This is a genomic window from Streptomyces sp. NPDC026246, from assembly GCF_055567995.1.
Map to the genome: position 1 here is coordinate 60,213 of NZ_JBVHPJ010000015.1, position 18,497 is coordinate 78,709.

16 protein-coding genes are annotated in these 18,497 nt (G+C 70.6%); 11 read left to right on the plus strand and 5 right to left on the minus strand.

Going from position 1 to position 18,497, the window contains the following annotated elements; all coding sequences use genetic code 11:
- Nucleotides 1-132: 132 nt before the first annotated feature.
- From ACZ4M5_RS29965 to ACZ4M5_RS30000, 8 genes are all read left to right on the plus strand, one after another.
- On the plus strand, nucleotides 133-1,524 hold the full coding sequence (locus ACZ4M5_RS29965; RefSeq protein WP_467741388.1) for an FG-GAP repeat domain-containing protein: 1,392 nt from the start codon (nucleotides 133-135) through the stop codon (nucleotides 1,522-1,524).
- Nucleotides 1,525-1,547: 23 nt separating this feature from the next.
- Entirely contained in the window at nucleotides 1,548-1,769 is a 222-nt protein-coding gene (locus ACZ4M5_RS29970) for a hypothetical protein (protein WP_467741390.1), read from the plus strand.
- A 464-nt stretch (nucleotides 1,770-2,233) separates the two neighbouring features.
- Nucleotides 2,234-3,598, plus strand: coding sequence for an ABC transporter substrate-binding protein (locus tag ACZ4M5_RS29975; protein ID WP_467741392.1), 1,365 nt, complete (start codon nucleotides 2,234-2,236; stop codon nucleotides 3,596-3,598).
- A gap of 63 nt (nucleotides 3,599-3,661) precedes the next feature.
- Nucleotides 3,662-4,573, plus strand: coding sequence for a carbohydrate ABC transporter permease (locus tag ACZ4M5_RS29980; RefSeq protein WP_467741395.1), 912 nt, complete (start codon nucleotides 3,662-3,664; stop codon nucleotides 4,571-4,573).
- A complete protein-coding gene (locus tag ACZ4M5_RS29985) occupies nucleotides 4,570-5,469 on the plus strand; it encodes a carbohydrate ABC transporter permease (protein WP_467741397.1) in 900 nt (299 codons plus the stop codon). Before ACZ4M5_RS29980 ends, ACZ4M5_RS29985 begins: the two co-directional genes overlap by 4 nt.
- Nucleotides 5,466-7,499: a beta-galactosidase gene (locus ACZ4M5_RS29990; RefSeq protein WP_467741399.1), complete on the plus strand. Its 2,034-nt coding sequence runs from the start codon at nucleotides 5,466-5,468 to the stop codon at nucleotides 7,497-7,499. The genes ACZ4M5_RS29985 and ACZ4M5_RS29990 overlap by 4 nt, the downstream gene beginning before the upstream one ends.
- Nucleotides 7,500-7,540: 41 nt before the next feature.
- The gene (locus ACZ4M5_RS29995) at nucleotides 7,541-9,694 is read left to right on the plus strand and encodes an alpha-galactosidase (RefSeq protein WP_467741401.1); all 2,154 of its coding nucleotides are present in this window, start codon (nucleotides 7,541-7,543) and stop codon (nucleotides 9,692-9,694) included.
- A 112-nt stretch (nucleotides 9,695-9,806) separates the two neighbouring features.
- The gene (locus ACZ4M5_RS30000) at nucleotides 9,807-10,799 is read left to right on the plus strand and encodes a LacI family DNA-binding transcriptional regulator (RefSeq protein ID WP_467741403.1); all 993 of its coding nucleotides are present in this window, start codon (nucleotides 9,807-9,809) and stop codon (nucleotides 10,797-10,799) included.
- A 234-nt stretch (nucleotides 10,800-11,033) separates the two neighbouring features.
- On the opposite strand, the gene ACZ4M5_RS30005 is transcribed toward ACZ4M5_RS30000, so the two are convergent.
- Nucleotides 11,034-11,912, minus strand: a complete 879-nt coding sequence (locus tag ACZ4M5_RS30005) for an SCO6745 family protein (protein ID WP_467741405.1) — start codon at nucleotides 11,910-11,912, stop codon at nucleotides 11,034-11,036.
- Nucleotides 11,913-12,044: 132 nt separating this feature from the next.
- A complete protein-coding gene (locus tag ACZ4M5_RS30010) occupies nucleotides 12,045-12,863 on the minus strand; it encodes a class I SAM-dependent methyltransferase (RefSeq protein WP_467741407.1) in 819 nt (272 codons plus the stop codon).
- A 185-nt stretch (nucleotides 12,864-13,048) separates the two neighbouring features.
- Between ACZ4M5_RS30010 and ACZ4M5_RS30015 the strand changes: the two genes are divergently transcribed.
- From ACZ4M5_RS30015 to ACZ4M5_RS30025, 3 genes are all read left to right on the plus strand, one after another.
- On the plus strand, nucleotides 13,049-13,978 hold the full coding sequence (locus tag ACZ4M5_RS30015) for an immunity 49 family protein (RefSeq protein WP_467741409.1): 930 nt from the start codon (nucleotides 13,049-13,051) through the stop codon (nucleotides 13,976-13,978).
- 153 nt (nucleotides 13,979-14,131) lie between these two features.
- Nucleotides 14,132-15,130, plus strand: coding sequence for a YdcF family protein (locus ACZ4M5_RS30020; protein ID WP_467741411.1), 999 nt, complete (start codon nucleotides 14,132-14,134; stop codon nucleotides 15,128-15,130).
- Nucleotides 15,131-15,207: 77 nt separating this feature from the next.
- Nucleotides 15,208-15,669: a hypothetical protein gene (locus tag ACZ4M5_RS30025; RefSeq protein WP_467741413.1), complete on the plus strand. Its 462-nt coding sequence runs from the start codon at nucleotides 15,208-15,210 to the stop codon at nucleotides 15,667-15,669.
- Nucleotides 15,670-15,845: 176 nt separating this feature from the next.
- Here ACZ4M5_RS30025 and ACZ4M5_RS30030 read toward each other — a convergent pair whose 3' ends face one another.
- From ACZ4M5_RS30030 to ACZ4M5_RS30040, 3 genes are all read right to left on the minus strand, one after another.
- Complete coding sequence (locus ACZ4M5_RS30030; RefSeq protein WP_467741415.1) at nucleotides 15,846-16,301, minus strand: DUF5946 family protein; 456 nt, start codon at nucleotides 16,299-16,301, stop codon at nucleotides 15,846-15,848.
- Nucleotides 16,302-16,500: 199 nt separating this feature from the next.
- The gene (locus ACZ4M5_RS30035) at nucleotides 16,501-18,108 is read right to left on the minus strand and encodes an FAD-dependent oxidoreductase (protein ID WP_467741417.1); all 1,608 of its coding nucleotides are present in this window, start codon (nucleotides 18,106-18,108) and stop codon (nucleotides 16,501-16,503) included.
- Complete coding sequence (locus ACZ4M5_RS30040) at nucleotides 18,108-18,395, minus strand: antibiotic biosynthesis monooxygenase family protein (RefSeq protein WP_467741419.1); 288 nt, start codon at nucleotides 18,393-18,395, stop codon at nucleotides 18,108-18,110. The genes ACZ4M5_RS30035 and ACZ4M5_RS30040 overlap by 1 nt, the downstream gene beginning before the upstream one ends.
- Between the last annotated feature and the right edge of the window lie 102 nt (nucleotides 18,396-18,497).

Below are 18,497 nucleotides of genomic sequence, written 5' to 3' on the forward strand. Positions count from 1 at the left end.
ATATTCACAGCTTATGGTCATGGATGGACGGCTGGGTCCCTCTGCCCGGGGGAGCCGAGCATTGCCATCCAGCGATGCTGATCACTAGGTTTGTGCCGTCGACTCGAGCAACACTGCGCGTCAGGAGCCTATGTGGGTGCCCCTCGGTTCCTGTTCGCCCTGCTGGGCTGCGCAGTCCTCCTGCTCACGGGTTGCACCGGCAGCAGCGGGAGCCGGGACGGAAACGCCGGTGGTTCGGGGGAGAGCCGACCGGCCCCTCGGGATCGCGACGGTCGCAGCGAGTCGGGCACCGGCGACTTCGACAAGGACGGTTACGACGACTTCGCCGCCGTCGCAGCGAACCGCGCCCGGTCCGGTGAGTCAGGGGGGCAGCTAGTCGTCATCCCGGGCTCGAAGAGCGGACTGGACGCAGCTAGGGCCACGCGGTACGACGACGTGTACAGCGCCCCGCTGCTCCGCGGCGACCTCGACGGCGACGGATTCACGGACCTGGTCGCCACGCGCGCACCCACCCGACCGGGCCGGAAGGCCGAGCCGGGCGCCTCCTACCAGGCGGTGGTCATCTTCGGTGGGATGAACGGCCTCGGCACGCCGGTGGCGGTGGCCGCCCCGCGCCAGTTCCTCGCTGTGGCCGTCGCCGATGTCGACGGTGACGGGGCCCTCGACCTGATCGACCGGGGCAAAGGTGCGCAGGAGAAGGACCCGGAGCGCATTCCGGGGCGGATCGCGTACGGCCCGATCGAACGAGACGGCGCCCCGGCCCGGCTCGTGGAGCAGGACTGGGAGGCAGCTGGAGGCGGGGCCACCTCCGGTGACTTCGACGCCGACGGCTTCGACGACCTGCTGTTCACCGGCAGCCCGCCCTACGCGGAAGACGAGGAGCCCGGTTCGGACCCGATCCCCGCAGCCGCCTACTTCCGCGGCAGCCCTGACGGGCCTGTCCCGGCCGACCCGCCCCAGGGCCTGGACAACGGCATCGAGGACGGAGTCCTGACACCCCTGGCCGGCGACGTGAACGGCGACGGCGTCACCGACCTCCTCGTCGGAGGGGGCGGCGTTGCGTCGCCGGCCGCAGGGCTCGACCCGGGACGGCTCACCCTCGTCCACGGGGCGCCGGGTGGCCTCGGCACCGGGCGCCGCAACACGGTGTTGAGCCAAGAGACCCCGGGCATCCCCGGCGATTCGCAGGGCAAGGACATGTTCGGCGCGGTCTCCGGCACCGGGGACGTGAACGACGACGGCCATCCGGACCTGGTGATCAACACGCCGGGCGAGGACAAGGCGGGCCGCTTCACCCTGCTGCCCGGCGCGATCGACGGCTCCGGTCCCGACCCGTCCCGAGCCACCGCCTTCGACGCGACGACCTACGGTGGGACATCGATCAGCGCCACGGTGCCGCTGCTGGATGTCGACGGCGACGGGTGCACGGATGTGGTGGCCGAGACGCCGGACGGCCTTCTGCTCTTCCTGGGAGGCACAGGAGAGTTCCCCGCCGGAGAGCCGAAGCTCACCAGAAGGCAGTAGGCAGGCGCGTTGCCGTCGAGGGGATGGAGAGGCTCGTCGTAGGGGGCGCCGTGCTCGGACTGCCGGGTTTCTACGACGAGTTGGACGACTGCTCCGGCCGGCCGAACGGATCGATCCGTGATGCCGTCCAGCCTGCCGGCGAGCCGGATGAGAAGGACCTGGTGGCCTACCTGGACGCAGGCCATGTCCTCCTCGACGTCATGGAAGGCGCCACCGGATGCCCTCGATCGACGTCGCGCAGTTAGCCCCGCACCACGACGAGACCATGCCTCTCGTCGGCTGGGCCTCGGCCGTCCCGTGGCAGTCGACGGCGACGACACTCGTTCCCGTACCGCGGGCAGTGACCAGCAGGACTCAGTTCGACGCCGCGAGGCGGGTTCCCGAGCGCGACCGGCCACACGGCAGCTGGGGTCGGTCACGCAAACCCCGGAAAACGTAGCTCCAGCCGGCCGACAGCGATCCCGAGCGTCCACGAATACGGGGTCATCCGTAATCGATTCCGCAAGAGATGTGATCGACGGGCGGGGCTGCAGCAGGTCGCTAAAAGCCCTGTTCAGAGGCGCTTATGTCGCTCTCTGCAACATGTCGGTGCGGTAACGATAGCGCTGAGGGCACAGCGAATCTCTTCGAACCTGTTGACTTGTGGGGGTTCTTGTTATCTCGTGTGCCCACCGCTTCGCCGGAGCGGACTCGGGACAAGGAGCTACCCATGGCAGTGCGTGATCGCAAATCCCTGGCCAGACGCTGTGTGATCGGAGGAACGGTCCTGGCTCTCACGGCTCTGACCGCCTGCGGCGCGGGCGACGACGGTGGCGCGAACGCCGACGGCGGAGCCGGAGCCGCCTGCACACCGTCCTCGGGCAAGGTCACGCTCGACTACTGGTCCTGGGTGCCCGGCATGCAGAAGGCCGTGGACCTGTGGAACACCGAGAACCCCGACATACAGGTCAAGCTCAAGACGACCCCGTCGGGCAACGCAGGCACCTACCAGAACCTCTCCAACGCTCTGAAGGCCGACAAGGCCCCCGATCTGGGCCAGGTCGAGTACGACTCCCTGGCCAGCTTCCGCCTCAAGGAGGGACTCACCGACATCTCCTCCTGCCCCGGAGTCGAGGAGGCGGGCGACAAGTTCGTCGACTGGACATGGTCGCAGGTGGAGTTCGGCGCCGACGGCAAGGACGGGGTGTGGGCCGTTCCGCAGGACACCGGTCCCATGGCGCTGTTCTACCGCAAGGACGTCTACGACAAGCTCGGCCTCAAGGCGCCCACCACGTGGGACGAGTACGCACGGCAGGCGCGCACCCTGAAGAAGGAGGGCAAGTACATCACTCACTTCTCCCAGACCGACCCCAACTGGTTCACCGGGCTGCTGTGGCAGAACAAGGCCACCATGTTCGAACGCGACGGGGACGCCTGGAAGGTCACCGTCGACCGGCCCGAGAGCCGCCAGGTGGCCGACTACTGGCAGAAGCTGATCGACGACAAGCTCGTCGCGACCGACCTGCAGGGCTTTTCCCCCGCGCTGTACAAGGCCTGGAACAGCGGAGAGGTGGTCACCTGGGTCAGCGCCGCCTGGGGCTACAGCACCATCCGCGACAACGCCAAGTCCACGGCGGGCAAGTGGGCGGTCGCCCCCATGCCGCAGTGGCGGGAGGGCGAGCAGCAGGCGGGCAACTGGGGCGGCTCCACGACCACGGTCATGGCCGGCAGCAAGCACCCCGCAGAGGCCGCGAAGTTCGCCCTGTGGCTGAACACCGACGCCGAGGCGCTGGAGATCCTCAACCGCGAGGGCGGCCTGTACCCCGCGGCCAAGGCAGGACTCGACCTGCCCGTGCTCAAGCAGCCGGTGGACTTCTACGGCAAGCAGAAGATCTTCGACGTCTTCGCGCAGGCCTCCGCCGAGGTCGACACCGACTTCACCTGGGGCCCGACGATGACGGACACCTACCGCTTCCTCAGCGACGGCACGGCCAACACCGTCGCGGGCAAGACGACCTTCGGTGACGTGCTCAAGGACACCGGTGCCCAGAGCGCCGACTCCCTGCGCAAGCAGTCGCTCGACGTGACTGAGTGATCGGTCCCTCCCTGCCCTCCCTGCCGCCGGCCGGCGGCGGGGTCAGCACCGTTAAGGCTGCCCGTGACATCCACCACCGCACAAGCCCCGGCACGTCGCCGACCGCGCCGGACCCTCGCGCCCCTGGCCTTCCTCACCCCCTTCCTCATCCCGTTCGTGCTGTTCACCCTCGTCCCCGTCGGCTACGCCTTCTGGCAGAGCCTGCACAGGACCGAACGCACCGGCGGGACCTTCGGCAGGACCCGGACGGTCTTCGCCGGCTTCGAGCAGTACGGACGGGTCCTGAAAGAGGACTACTTCACCGAGAGCCTGCTGCGGGTCCTCGGCTTCGCCCTCGTGCAGATACCCGTGATGCTGCTCCTGGCTCTGGTCCTCGCCCTGCTGCTGGACTCCGCCGTCGCACGCGCCAAGAGGTTCTTCCGGCTCGTGTACTTCGTGCCGTACGGCATCCCCGGTGTCGTCGCCGCCCTGATGTGGGCGTTCCTGTACGACCCGCGGCTGTCGCCCGTCGTGGACCTGCTGAGGTCGGCCGGCGTGCACGCCGACCTGCTCGGTCCGGACGCCATCCTGTGGTCCATCGCCAATGTCGTCACCTGGACCTACACCGGCTACAACATGCTGATCATCTACGCCGCCCTGCAGGCCGTGCCCTCCGACATCGGTGAGGCGGCCCGCATGGACGGGGCGAGCGGCTGGACCATCGCCTGGCGCATCAAGGTCCCCATCATCCGCCCGGCTCTGATCCTCACCGGTGTCTTCTCCATCATCGGCACCTTCCAGCTCTTCACCGAGCCGCAGGTCTTCCGGTCCATCTCCACCAGCGTCACCAGCACCTACACACCCAACATCGCCGCCTACTCGCTCGCCTCCGGCGACAGCTACAGCGAGGCAGCCGCCCTGTCGGTCGTCCTCGCACTGGTGACCTTCGTCCTGTCCTTCGCGTTCCTGCGCTTCACCTCCAGGAGGCAGGGATGAGCCTGCTCACCCGCACCGAAGGCGCCCACGCCGTCCGGGCCGGCGCGACACGACGGCCCCGCGCCGGCATGTCCACGGTCGTCGCCGTGACGTTCCTGGCCGCCGTCGCCTGCTACATGCTGCTGCCGGTCTACTGGCTGCTGGTCTCGTCGACCAAGAGCCAGAGCGACCTCGTCACCACACCCGGCTTCCTCCCCGCCGACTGGCACTTCGGTGACAACCTGTCCTCGCTCTTCGCCCAGCAGGACGGCGTCTACGCCCGCTGGCTGCTCAACAGCCTGCTGTACGCCGGAGCGGGAGCGGCCGTCGCCACCCTGCTGGCCGCGGCAGCCGGCTACGCGCTGGCCAAGTACGCCTTCCGCGGACGGGAGGCGGTCTTCTCCGTCGTCCTCGGCGGCGTCCTCGTCCCCGCCACCGCACTCGCGCTGCCGCTCTTCCTGATGTTCGCCGAACTCGACGCCACCAACACCTTCTGGTCGGTGTTCCTGCCGAGCATCGTCAGCCCGTTCGGCGTCTACCTCTCCCGCATCTTCGCCGCGGCCAGCGTCCCGGACGAGGTGATGGAGGCCGCCCGCGTGGACGGAGCGAGCGAGTTCCGCATCTTCCGGACCATCGCGCTGCGCCTGATGGCTCCCGCCCTGGTGACGATCTTCCTGTTCCAGTTCGTCGTCATCTGGAACAACTTCCTGCTGCCCCTGATCATGCTGCAGGACGAGCGTCTCTACCCGGTGACGCTCGGCCTGTTCACCTGGCAGTCGCAGACCAGCCGGCTGCCCGAGCTGCAGACCCTGACCATCGTGGGAGCCCTGGTCTCCGTCGTCCCCATCGTGCTCACCTTCCTTCTCCTGCAGCGCTACTGGCGCGCCGGACTCGCCGCTGGAGCCGTGAAATCGTGAACCACCCCCTCACCGACGTGACCCGCGCCCTGGGAGGGATCGCCTACGGCGGCGACTACAACCCGGAGCAGTGGCCGCGGGACGTGTGGCAGGACGACGTGCGCCTCATGCGCGAGGCGGGCGTCAACCTCGTCACCGTCGGCGTCTTCTCCTGGTCCCGCCTCCAACCGCGCCCAGGCGTCTACGACTTCGGCCTCCTCGACGAGGTGCTCGACCTGCTGCACACCGGCGGCATCGCGGTGGACCTCGCCACCGCCACCGCCGCCCCGCCCCCCTGGTTCACCCGGCAGCACCCCGACTCCCGCCCGGTCACCGCCTCCGGCAACCGCCTCGCGCACGGCAGCCGGCAGGTCTTCTGCCCCAGCAGCCCCGCCTACGCGCAGGCAGCCGACGCCCTCACCACCGAACTGGCGACCCGCTACCGCGACCACCCCGCCGTGGTCATGTGGCACGTCCACAACGAGTGGGGCAACCACAACGCGCTGTGCCACTGCGAGACCAGCGCACACGCCTTCCGTGCCTGGCTGAAGGAGCGGTACAAGACGGTCGAGGCGCTCAACGACGCCTGGGGCACCGACTTCTGGAGCCAGCGCTACGGCGACTGGGACGAGATCGACCCGCCCCGGGACACCACGGCCTTCCGCAACCCGGGGCAGGAACTCGACTACCGCCGCTTCTCCTCCGACGCGCTGCTGACCCGGCACATGGCCGAGACCGCCATCCTGCGCCGGACGGCACCGGGCACGCCCATCACCACCAACCTGATGGGCACCCTGGAGAAGAAGATCGACGGCTTCGCCTTCGCCGCCGAATGCGACCTCGTCTCCGTCGATCACTACCTGCCCGCCGCCGACCCCGACGGCCACATCGACCTGGCGCTCAACGCCGACCTCGCCCGCGGCATGGCGGACGGCCGGCCCTGGCTGCTCATGGAGCACTCGACGTCCGCCGTCAACTGGCAGGGCCTCAACGTGGCCAAACAACCCGGCGAGCTGCGCCGCAACAGTCTGACGCACCTGGCCCGCGGCGCGGACGGTCTGATGTTCTTCCAGTGGCGCCAGTCCCGCGCCGGTGCCGAGAAGTGGCACTCCGCGATGCTCCCGCACGCGGGCGCCGACAGCCGCATCCACCGGGAGGTCAAGGCGCTGGGCGCCGAACTGTCCGCGCTGAGCGAGGTGACCGGCAGCCGGGTGCGCGGCGAGGTGGCGCTCCTCTTCGACTGGCACTCCTGGTGGGCGCTGGAACTGCAGGCCCGCCCCTCCGACCGGATGCGCTACCTGGACGCGGTGCGTGACTGGTACGAGGCGCTGTGGACGCTGAACGTCACCTGCGACATCGTCCAGCCCGGAGCCGACCTCAGCGACTACCGCGCGGTGTTCGCGCCCGGCCTCTACCTGCTCACCGACCACGACGCCGACAACCTCGCCCGCTACGTCGACCAGGGAGGGCACCTCGCCGTCGGCTGCTTCAGCGGCGTCGTCGACGAACACGACCGGATGCGCCCGGGAGCCCATCCCGGTGCGCTGCGCGACGTCCTCGGTCTCGTCGTCGACGAGTACCTGCCCCTGCGCACCGGGGACACCGCCCTGCTCGAGGACGGAACGGCCGTCCGGCAATGGACCGAACGGGTCCAGCCCCGCGGCTGCCGTGCGGTGCTCCGGTTCGCGGACACCGCCGACGGCGGCCCGGCACGCGGCGGCCCCGCCGTCACCCGGCACACCTTCGGCCGGGGCACTGCCTGGTACACGGCCGCCCGCCTGCCGATACCCGCCCTGCGCACGGTGGTCCGCGCCGTGTGCGAGGAGGCCGGGGCCCATCCCACCGTCGAGGCTCCGCCCGGCCTGGAAGCCGTACGCCGGACCGGCGACGAGCACGCCTACCTCTTCCTGATCAACCACACGCCGGACACGGTCCGCCTGCGCGTCGACGGCACCGGCCTCGCCGGCGCCGAGACGAGCGACGGCCGGGCCGTGGTGCCACCCGGCGGCGTGGTCGTGATCCGCGAGGACCTGACCGCCGCCCCGGCCTGACCTCCCGTCACACCCCGTCAGAACCCGCAAGGAGCGTCCCCGTGACGACGAGACACCCCGTGCCGGCCCCGCCGGTGGAGATGGACGAGGCGAGCGGCACCGTGCTGCTGCACACCGCACACAGCACCTACGTGCTGAAGGCGGACCGTGACACCGGCACGGTCCGCCAGGTCCACTGGGGCGCTCCGCTGCCTCTCGCCGACGCTATCGCCCTGCCCCTGTGGTCGGAGCACGACGACAGCTTCGCCGGCCGCTGGGACGGGGTGGAGGACTACCCCGTTCAGGGCGGTGCCCGCTTCGGCGTACCCGCCCTGGAGGTCCGCTTCGCGGACGGCTCCAGCCCCGTCGAGGCGGTGCTGGAGGCCCTGGTCCCGGCCGCCGACGACCACCTGGTGATCCACTTCCGGGACCGTGCCCGCCCCCTGGCCTGGCACCTGCACTACCGCGTCCCCCCGCACGGGGACGTACTCGAACGGTGGGCGGAGGTGCACCACACGGGCACCGCCGACGACGGGGACATCCTGCTGCTGCGCTACTCCTCGGCGCACTGGCCCGTTCCCCAGCGGCCGCACTGGCGCATCAGCGCGGTGCACGGCGGCTGGTCCGCCGAGGGGCGCCTGCAACGGTCCGGACTGCCGGTGGGCGAGACCGTCCTGGGCAGCAGGCGCGGCCACACCGGCCACCACGCCAACCCCTGGGTGGCGCTGGACGACGGGCACGCAGGCGAGGAGCAGGGGGAGGTGTGGGTCGTCGCGCTCGCGGCCAGCGGAAGTTGGCGCCTCACCGCCCAGCGCACCGCCGCCGGCCGGGCCGGCGTGCTGGCGGGGGAGGGGCACGAGGGAGTGGAACTCCGGCTTGCCCCGGGCGAGAGCCACCGCACCCCGGTCAGTCTCGGGCTGTACACCGCCGACGGTTTCGGCAGCGCGAGCCGCGCCTTCCACCGTCATCTGCGTCGGCACGTCCTGCCGCACCCCGAGGAGCTGCGGCCCGTGCTCTACAACTCCTGGGAGGCGACCTCCTTCGAGGTGAGCGAGGACAACCAGATCGCCCTGGCCCGCCATGCCGCCGACCTGGGCGCCGAACTGTTCGTCCTCGACGACGGCTGGTTCCGCGGACGTGACCACGACCGGGCCGGCCTCGGCGACTGGACGCCCCACCCGCTGCGATTCCCGCGCGGGCTGCGCCCCCTGGCCGACGAGGTGCACCGGCTCGGCATGGAGTTCGGCCTGTGGGTGGAACCCGAGATGGTCAACGCGGACAGCGACCTGTACCGGCGCCACCCCGACTGGGTCCTGCACGTGCCCGACCGCACTCCCACCGAGCTCCGCCACCAGCTCGTCCTCGACTTCTCGCGCTCGGACGTGACCGAGTGGGCTCTCGGCCGGCTGGGCGAGCTCGTCGCCGAGAACACGGTCGACTACCTGAAGTGGGACTTCAACCGGCCCTTCACCGAAGCCGGCGCGCACACCGCGGGCCCCCAGGCCCGCCACGTCCACGTGAGCCACGCTCGCGGCCTGTACCGCGTACTGGACCAGCTGCGTCTCGACTTCCCGCGCCTGCGCATCGAAGCCTGCGCCGGCGGCGGCGGTCGCATCGACGCGGGCATCCTCGCCCGCACCGACCAGGTGTGGACCTCCGACCACACCGACGCCGTGGACCGCCTCACCATCCAGCACGGCTTCAGCCAGCTCTACCCCGCCGCGGTCATGTCCGCATGGGTCACCGACAGCCCGAACCCGCTCACCGGCCGCACCGTCCCGCTGCGCTTCCGCTTCCACAGCGCCATGGCAGGTGTCCTCGGCATCGGAGGCGATCTGACACGCTGGACCGACTCCGAACGCGCCGAGGCGGCGAACCTGGTCCGGGACTACAAGGACATCCGTCCCGTCGTCCAGCACGGGAGGCAGTATCGCCTCCTGCCTCCGGGGGAGGGGCCGCTCACGGCCGTGCAGTACCTCAGCGAGGACGGTGACCGGGCCGTCGTGCTGATCTGGCGTCCCAGTACGGCCTTCGCCCCCGCGCCGGCGCCGTTGCGACTGCGCGGACTGCACGACGGTGACCGCTATCGCGACGAGGACACCGGACGTGAATGGTCGGGTGCCACCTTGACCGGCTTCGGCCTGCCCCTGCCCGACCTGCCGCCGGGCGACTGTGCCAGCGCGCTGATCCGCCTGCGCCGCGTGCGGGAGTCGTAGACACCTCGGCCTGCGAGCCACACCCCGGAAGGGCCGGCCCGCTTCCGGGTGTGAGAGCGCTCTCCACGTGCGGGGGTGTGCAGTAGGGTGATCACGGAAGGGAGTCTGAGCTGTGCGAGAGCGGGTCACCATGGCCGACGTCGCGCGTGCCGCCGGCGTCTCCTCCGCCACCGTTTCCTACGTCCTGTCCGGCAAGCGGCCGGTGGCGCCGGAGAAGAGGGCCGCGGTCGAAGCGGCCATCGCCGAGCTCGGCTTCACCGTCAACGCCACGGCGCGCAGTCTGCGTACCGGGCGCTCCAGCCTCGTGGCGCTGATCGTGCCCGACATCGCCAACCCCTTCTTCGCGCAGCTCGCCGCCACCCTGCAGGAGGAACTGCGCGGTCTCGGGCTGCACGTCGTCGTGTGCGACACACAGGCACGCCGGGACGAGGAGCGGGCGTTGCTGGCGGAAGCCGTGCAGCAGCGATTCGCAGGTGTCGTGATCACTCCCTTCCGTCTCACGTCGCAGGACCTCGAGCCCGTCGTCGACGCCGGCATGCCCGTCGTCGTCAGTGCCGATGTCTCCTTCGGCCCGATCGACCTGGTGACGCCGGACGCGCGTACGGCCACGCGCCATGCGCTCGAGAAGGTCGTCGCGGCCCAGCGCCGCCGGATAGCCATGATCGCGGGCCCGCGGGACGCCACGGGCGGCGATCCCCGTCTCGAGCACCTCAGGACGCTGGCGTTGCAGTACGGCATGTCCCTGCCGCACGAGCTGGTGGTCCGGGGCGAGCACACACGGGAGGCGGGAGCGGCCGGCTTCGGCGAACTCATGAGCCGCCGGTACCGCCCGAACGCCGTCTTCTGCGGCAATGACGTGATCGCGGTCGGCGCATTGGACAAGGCCCACGAACTGGGCATCGACATCCCCGGGGACGTGGCGCTGATCGGCCACGACGACGCGTCGTTCGCTTCGCTCGTGCGCCCCCGGCTGACCACCATCCGCTATCCCGCGGCCGAAGTCGGCAGAGCGGCCGCGCGGTTGCTCACGGAGCGCCTGAACGGCCGGAGCATTCACAAGACGGTGCACGTCAAGGCGGAGTTCGTCGCCAGAGCCTCCGTCTGACGGCCCCCGCCTGTGTGACGTGCAGGGCTGCCTACTCCGGTGCCGGGCACTGCTGACGCCGGTCTATGCCCGAGGTGTTCCGCGCGGGCAGGCACGGTCGCGCATCGCGGAAGGGGGCGCTGCGGCCGGTGCACTGCGAGCGGGGTCAGACGAGGGTGAGGGCCAGGGTCGGCCAGGGCCAGCGTCAGGGTGACGGTCAGCGTCAGGGTGAGGACCAGGGTCAGGGGGGCGAGGTCATCCAGCGGAGCGCCACGTGCCGTCCGTCAGGCCGACCGGGTTGGCGGACGGCACGAGACCGGAGTCCAGGACGCCTCGTGCGAGCGGTTCGAGCAGGTGGGCGAGGCGGGCGGTGGCCTCGGCACCCAGGGCCTGCCACGGCACAGCCGCCGCGGCGTCCGTGTCCGCCTCCATCTGCGCGTGGGCGGCCGCTCCCGCCGCGGTGAGGCGCTCCTCCTCGTCGATCCAGCCGCGCCGGCGCAGCTCGTCCTGGGCCGCCCGCCATGCCTCGGAGTCCCACCGGCGGATGCGTCGCTGGAACTCGCCGTCGGTCTCGCCCGTCGCGCTCTTGAGCACCAGCGCCTCGACCGGCCCCAGACCACGGCCGACCAGCACGGTGACATGGCCGTCTCCACGGTGCTCGCGCAAGGTGGTCGCGGCCTGCCAGAGCCGGACGTGCGGCCGAGCCGGCCGTGGCAAGGCCTGGTTGGCGGCGCCGAGCACGCGACCCGCCGTGTCCGCGGCGCGGGCGGCCTCCCATGCGAGGTCGGCGGCCTCGGCCAGCTGGGCGGAGCCGATGACGTCCGGACCGTAGAGGCTGGTCATCGCGGCGTCCACGGCCCGTTCGCGTGCCTCGATCACCTGCTGCGGCCCGGCCAGACTCCAGGCTTCCGGCAGGGCGCTCGCTGCCCGGTCGGGGTGGAACACGTAGAAGCAGCTCGTGACGACGGGGGCGGGAACGGGACCGAGAGGTGCCGCGCGCAGAGCGAAGTAGCCCATCCAGTAGCCACGCATCCCCAGGCCGTCCATCGCCTCGCGCACCTCGGGGGCGAAGTAGACCAGCTGATGGACCGGCTCGTACCTCTCCCACATCGCCCGTGCGGCGTTGTCCCTCACCTTGTCCTCCCGGCTCGTCGGGTTCGGCTGTGACGTGCGCCGAGAGGCAGCATCCATCATGACAGCGGTCATAACAACCCCCGCCGGGCGCCGCGCAGCGGCGTCTTGCTCGGCCCGGCCGGCGAAGGGGGCTCAGTGACTGCCGCCGGCCTTCACCGCCTTCGTGGCGAAGTAGCCGGGGAGCCAGCCGGCGGTGGCCTCAGAGTGGTGCGGGGCCTCGGTGAAGCCGGTGATGGCGAAGCCCGCCGCGATCTGCCCGCCGATCTGTTCGGCGAGGGTGTGGCTGTACTCCACCGGCGCGTCGAGGCCCCACAGCCGCTCACGCTCGGCGGGCTCCAGGTGGGTGAGATCGCTGTAGGGCAGACGGTGCCGCACCACCAGTTCGCCGCGCGCCTCCAAGGACTCGGCGTCGAAGAGGTAGACGTCAGGGTTGAGGAAGCCGGACAGCAACGTCCCGCCGGGGCGCAGCACGCGGTGGCACTCGCGCCAGACCGGCGCCAGCTCCGGGATGAACAGGTTGGAGACCGGGTGGACGACGAGGTCGAACGAGGCGTCCGGGAACGGGCTCAGATCACGCGCGTCGCCGAGCACGGTGCGCAGGTCGAGCCCTTCCCGCTCCGCGACCGCCTCGTCCTGCGCCAGTTGGCGGGGCGAGTTGTCGAAGACGGTCACCCGTGCGCCCGCTGCGGCCAGCACCGGACCCTGCTGCCCGCCGCCCGAGGCGAGGCAGAGCACGTCGCGACCGGCGATCTCCGGCGGGAACCAAGCCGGGTCGACCGGCTCGTACCCGATCAGGACGATGGACCACTGACCGGCCCGCGCCTTCGCGATCACCTCGGGGCCGACCGGGCGTGACCACTCGTTGCCCTCCTCCACCTCGCGGTCCCAGGCGAGGCGGTTGTGCGCGACGGGGTCGACGGGGGCGACGGGGGCGACGGGAGTTTGGCTCATACGTCCTACCGTAGTAGTGAGAACCGGGTGGGCAGGGCGTGCGTATGTGACGCCCCGTCAGTCCCAAGGCGGCCCCGTCAGTCCCAAGGTGGCGCCAGGCTCACGCGGCTACGCCCACGGGCACTGTCCGAGCCCGTTGGTAGCGTGACGCGTCCGATCGACAAGATCACGAGGGGAAGACATCCGTGCAGGACGTGACGTGCCACGAGGTCAGCGCGCGGCTCATAGGCCAGGCAGCGGACGACATCGTCCGGCGGGCCAGGGGCCGGTGGCACTGGATGCGCTACGACGACCCGTCCCCGGAGAAGTTGCTGGAGATGCGCGACGAACTCCTCGACCACGTTGCCGCGTGCGCCGGGGCGGACCCCGCGCTCGACGAGTCGTCACGTGTGGCACTGAGGACCGCTGCCGAGTGCTCCCTCGGGGCGCTGAGCATCGGCTGCTTCCCGAACGGCGATCAGGAGATCTTCTTCCCGCTCATCGAAAGGCAGCTCAGCAGCGAGGACATCGACTTCGGAGGCGTCGTCGAGCAGGCGCCCACGGCCCAGACGTGGCTCGACGCGTTCGCCCTGTGCGTGGTCAGCGGCCTGGTGGGGGAGTGGCAGCGGGTGATCGGTCTGCTCTTGCGGGACGACTTCGCGCCCGCGATCCGCGCCGGTGTGCCGTACTCGAAGCTGACATCGACGTCGGAGCCGGCGGATCTTGCCGCCATGGACGCGCTGTGCCTGTACCTGGCCGAAGCGAGCGGCCATCAGCCCCGTCACTGGCCTACCGCGACCCTGCGCATGCCGGAGCCCGATGAGCGCGCAGACGCTGCCCGGCGCCTGGACGCGGCCGGACCCCTGACAGCGGACCACCGTCTTCTTCGCGTCCTCCTCGACCATGACCAGGACACCTTCGAGAAGGCTCTCGTGGCCCGACTCGTCGAGCACCGGGCAGGTGCGGGACCGGAGCCCGCTCCACGGACTCTGCTGCCGGTCGGTGTCCTCGCCTTGGCCACGCTGGCCACTTTGGTGCACGGATGGGACTTGAGCGTCCGGTCCGGCTACCTGCCGCGCGGCATCCTGGGACACCCGCAGGCGCAGCGCCCAGCTAGCGGAAGCACCGGTTGCTGAGAGGCACCGGTTGCTGAGAGGCGCCGGCTGCTGAAGGGTGCTACGGACCAGCCCGCCCTCGGCGCACCACAACTGGTCTGGGAGGATGGTCGGCAGCCGTCCGTACCGGCGCGGGCGGTGGGACACGTGCAGGGGAGTGGAGTGGTGCGGCACATGCCGGAGTATCCCGAGTACGTTGCCGCGGTGGTGTTTGCCGCCGGCGGCGTCGTCAATGCCTTGCTGGCACCGCACCGATTCTCCACCGCAGTCCTGTTCTGCCTCGCGGCGACTTCGGCCGGACTGGGCGTGGCCGGTCGCAGTACGGCGCCCCACCCGACCCTTGCCACCGTACTCGCCGTGGTCGCCATCTCCGTGGCGCTCGCGCTGGGTCTGCTGCTTCTGACCGATGGCGTCCTCCTGATCCGGCGCTACGGACCGCAGCCGGCCCTGCTGGCCACCGCGGCAGTCGGCTGCGCGCTGCTGGCGGTGCCCGGCCTCGACGCGGTCCACCTCTCCGTCGGCGGCGAGGTGCTCGGTGCCCTCGTGGTCGCGGTGAACGCGGCAGCGGGATACCTCACTCTGCTCTTCCTCGTCTTCGCTGGCTACGTGATCGTCCACGGCCGTAACACCGCCCAGCCGGGAACCACCCATGTCGTCGTCCTGGGTGCCGGGCTCGACGGGGACCGGCCCGGCCCGCTGCTGACCCGCAGGCTGGACCGCGCCCTCGCGATCGACGCCGCCCGCACACCGGAAACGCCTGGTGTGGTGTTCGTCGTCTCGGGCGGCCAGGGCGACGACGAGGTCCGCTCCGAGGCGGACGCGATGGCCGCCTATCTGCGCGGACACAGGGTGCCCGCCGACCGGATCGTGCGGGAAGACCGCTCCGTCAACACCGGGCAGAACCTCCGTTTCAGCACGGCCCTCATGGACGGCAACACCCCAGGACACCGCGCTGTGGTGGTCACCAGCGGCTTCCACGTGTACCGCACGACCCTGCTGGCCCGCCGCGTCGGGGTGCCCGTGGACGTCGTGGGCGCGCCGACCTCCCCCGCCTACTGGCTTGCCGCGACACTGCGCGAATTCGCCGCCGTCCTGTGGCTGGACCGGCTGCCGCTGGTCGGACTCAGCCTGCTCCTGACGGTGCCGGTGGCGACCGTGGTCCTCGAGCACTGATGGGCCGCCTCTCGGCTTGTAGCGGCCTCCGTCTCCGCGAGAGCGCATGCCCCGACTGTCACCAAGGATCAGCACCCATGAGCTTTCTGGACGACTACTTCGGAACTCGACGCCCCGACGAAGGCGCAGAGCCGCGTACGTCTCTGGAGGTCCGGCGGGCGTTGTTGGCGCTCAACGGTCCGGGCGTCCCCTTCGTCGTGCGCAATGGGACGCTTAAGGAGGGCGACCTGGTGGCCGAGTGTCGGATTCCCCAACTGCGCGTGCGGCTTTGGACCCGGATGCGCCTGGACGCGGCGAAGCACGAAGTGCGGGCCCTGGACGAGCAGTGGGAAGTCTCGCTGACCGAGTCCGTCCGCGGGCAGCGCTCACGCGGGCCGGCGAACGCGGTGTACCGGGTATGGGGGAAGGAGCTCGGGTCCGACGGTCGCGAGCGCAGGGTCGAGACGTTTCGCTTCGAGACCCGTGAGATGAAGGACCCCCTGCGCCAGGCCGTCCTCGGCGCCGGCTGGACCTGGCGTGGTGTGTTGTTCCGGCTCTGACTCGGCACGTCCGGTCAGTGGGAGGTGTGACTGGACGAGTGTGGTTGGGGCGCCGTCGTCCTCGATGTCGTTTCAGCATGCGAGTTGATGAAGGTTCTGCTTCACCTAGGCGTGGATCCATCGGACCGGACGGAGACAGCTTCGTCCTGTTCGACGTCAGTCGGCCTTGGCCCCGATCACGTGTCACGGCTCCATGCGGCGACAGTTGCGGCAGCCCAAGCCTCGACGCGTTCCGCGAACTGTGCGGCCGGGAACGTTCCGTCGACGCCGACGTCCTCGATCGTGACGGAGAAGCGAGATTGCGGCGCGTCCCCGTGCGGCGGCGTCGAGTCCGAGGTGACTTGGGGAGGCCTGCCCTTCACACGATGGGAGTTGCCACGACCAGCTCGACTCACGAGCTGGGTCACTTCGTCGAGGCCGCCGTCGAGGTACGCGCGCAGGAGAGCCCAAGCCATCGTGCCGTCGTCGGAGGGAAGCCGGCTGGGATGTTGGAGCAGGAAGCAAGCGACCGAGACTCCGTGAAGCGGCCCCCACGGTGCTTGCCGCGAATGGTCCAATGCGAGCAAGTCGTCGAACAACTCGTCACAAGACCGGGGCTTCATCGGTGCACCGCACTCCGCGCAAGGTTCCATGCCTTCTCCCTGGTCCTCGAAGCACAGCCTAACGAGGGCGAGTCACGCGAGCGACGGTTGCTGTTGCTGTTGCTGTTGCCGCTGCCGCGTCGCCCGTGGGCCGTCTCGCGATCCACCCTCCCGGCCATGACGTCACACGCCGTCGCGGCGGGTTGTTGACCGCGCCGGCCTGCGCGACTCCGGGGGACAGTCGGCGTGGTCAGTGCTTCTTCGGGTCGGGTTGGGGAAGGGCGCGCAGGTCGTCGGGGGCTTGGCTGAGGAGGGGGGTGGTGGGTTTGAGCGGGGTGAGGGCTTGTTGGAGGCTGTGCCGGGTCAGGTGTGAGCCCCGGGCCGCGACATAGGCGTCGGGGCGGATCAGGAGCCAGTTGCCGGGGGCGAGGCCGAGGGCGTGACGGAGATGGTGGTGCGGGTCGTGCAGGGGGTGGGGGCCGTTGGTGTGGGTCGGGGTCAGCGTCCTGACGGAAAGCCAGGGGCCGTACTGCAGAGCAGCGTTGAGCGCGACGTTCTCGGGTGTGTCATCGGTGTGGGGGCCGCCTGCGGCGAGGAGCAGGGTCCAGCGAGGGTCCCGTAGTTGTCGGTGCAGGGCGCGGTGGGCGGGTGAGTGCGGGTGGTGAACGGGGGCGTGGGTGAGTCGCTCGCCGGGGCGTGGGCGGGTGTGCGGGGCGGGAAGGGTACCGGCCGCCACGAAGGGGCCGATCGCGCAGATGTAGTGGTGGGTGTCGTGCGTGGTCAGTGGGGAGTCCGCATAGCGGATGCCGAGTCCCGACAAGTCGTTGAGGAGGATCCGTCGGAGCAGTGAGCGCAGGGGGCGCACGAGGCGTGCGGCGTGCAGGGCGGCCGCCAGCGTGGTGCGGGCGAGGAGGCTCTTCACAGTGGTCAGGCGGGTGGCAGCGGGGCACCGGAGGGGTTGGCGTTCATGCCGGTAGGTGTCCAGCAGGGAGGGTGCGGCGTGGCCATGGGTGACCTGGGCGAGCTTCCAGGCGAGGTTGTGTGCGTCCTGTACGCCGGAGTTGATGCCGCCCGGCCCGCTGTGCGGGAGGTGTGGCTGGGTGGCGGCTCCGACGGTGAGTAGCCGGCCCTGTTGCAGGGGCGCGGCTGCGCCTGGGCGCGCCGGCGCAGGTGCGTCGCGGCGTGTGGTCGGTGTGAGGCGTTCCGGCGCTGCCTGCTCGTCGCCCGGGAGGGTGTCGGACGGGTCGAGCAACATGGTCACGGTGTGCCCGCGGGTTGCGGTCCAGGACAGTGTGCCGGGCGTGAACTCGCCGTCCGGGCCGGTCGGGTCGTTGCCCGGATACTCGCGCACGGTGGGGGACGGGTCGTCGCAGCGGATGAGCCAGGAGGTCTCCACCACCTGCGTGCGTCCTTGGTGGTGAAGGCGCAGCAGTACCCGATCGTGATCCTGCTCGACGCGGCCCGGACGGGTGTCCCATTCGATGGGCACGCCGAGGCGGGCCAGGGCCAGTCGTAGTACGGCTTCGATGTCGTGCTGTGTGGCCGCCACCGTGTACGGGTAGGACGTCGGCAGCGGCGAGTAGTCGGCCACCAGCCGCACCGGGGAGCGTGTGCCGGCCTGCACGGTGAAGGCCTCGCAGGTGCGGCCGCGGGCGAGGACGTCCTCGACCACTCCCATCTGCGCGAACACCTCGAGCGTACGCGGGTGCACGGCCACGGTGTGACTCGTGGTGGCCGGTGCCTCGGCTGCATCCACCAGGCACACGGTGACACCACGGCGGGCCAGTTCATGGGCGACGGTCAGACCGGCGGGGCCGGCACCCACGACGACGGCTTGGGGCCTGCTGGGGCCGAACATCACGCGCTCGCCTCGACCGTCTCGTACAGGCCCGGCTCCGGGGTGGCCAGCGGACGCAGACGGTGCACGATGGACTGGAACTCCTCGTTCTGTACGGCCTTGCCGTGGGCGGTGGCGTCCTGCCAGACGGCCAGTTCCAGATACACGTTCGGCTGTCCGGCCTGGCGCAGCGTCTGGTGGCTGACGTATCCGGGCTGAGCCGACATGTAGGCCGTCAGCCGGTCCTTCACGGCGAGGAAGGCGTCCATGTCGCCGTGCACGGTCAGCTTGTTGACGAAGGTCACCATGGTCTGCTCCTGACGGCGGGGAGGTGGCGAAACAGCGGGGCAGTCGGCGAGAGGGCCGGGCGGGCGGCTTGGGCACGGCCGGGATCCTCTGCGTCCGACTGG

Coding starts and splice junctions, on each gene's coding strand:
- ACZ4M5_RS29970 (WP_467741390.1), top strand. CDS start 1,548: ATGGAGAGGCTCGTCGTAGGGGGCGCCGTGCTCGGACTGCCGGGTTTC.
- ACZ4M5_RS29975 (WP_467741392.1), top strand. CDS start 2,234: ATGGCAGTGCGTGATCGCAAATCCCTGGCCAGACGCTGTGTGATCGGA.
- ACZ4M5_RS29985 (WP_467741397.1), top strand. CDS start 4,570: ATGAGCCTGCTCACCCGCACCGAAGGCGCCCACGCCGTCCGGGCCGGC.
- ACZ4M5_RS30010 (WP_467741407.1), bottom strand. CDS start 12,863: ATGAGCCAAACTCCCGTCGCCCCCGTCGCCCCCGTCGACCCCGTCGCG.
- ACZ4M5_RS30020 (WP_467741411.1), top strand. CDS start 14,132: ATGCCGGAGTATCCCGAGTACGTTGCCGCGGTGGTGTTTGCCGCCGGC.
- ACZ4M5_RS30025 (WP_467741413.1), top strand. CDS start 15,208: ATGAGCTTTCTGGACGACTACTTCGGAACTCGACGCCCCGACGAAGGC.
- ACZ4M5_RS30030 (WP_467741415.1), bottom strand. CDS start 16,301: ATGGAACCTTGCGCGGAGTGCGGTGCACCGATGAAGCCCCGGTCTTGT.
- ACZ4M5_RS30035 (WP_467741417.1), bottom strand. CDS start 18,108: ATGTTCGGCCCCAGCAGGCCCCAAGCCGTCGTCGTGGGTGCCGGCCCC.
- ACZ4M5_RS30040 (WP_467741419.1), bottom strand. CDS start 18,395: ATGGTGACCTTCGTCAACAAGCTGACCGTGCACGGCGACATGGACGCC.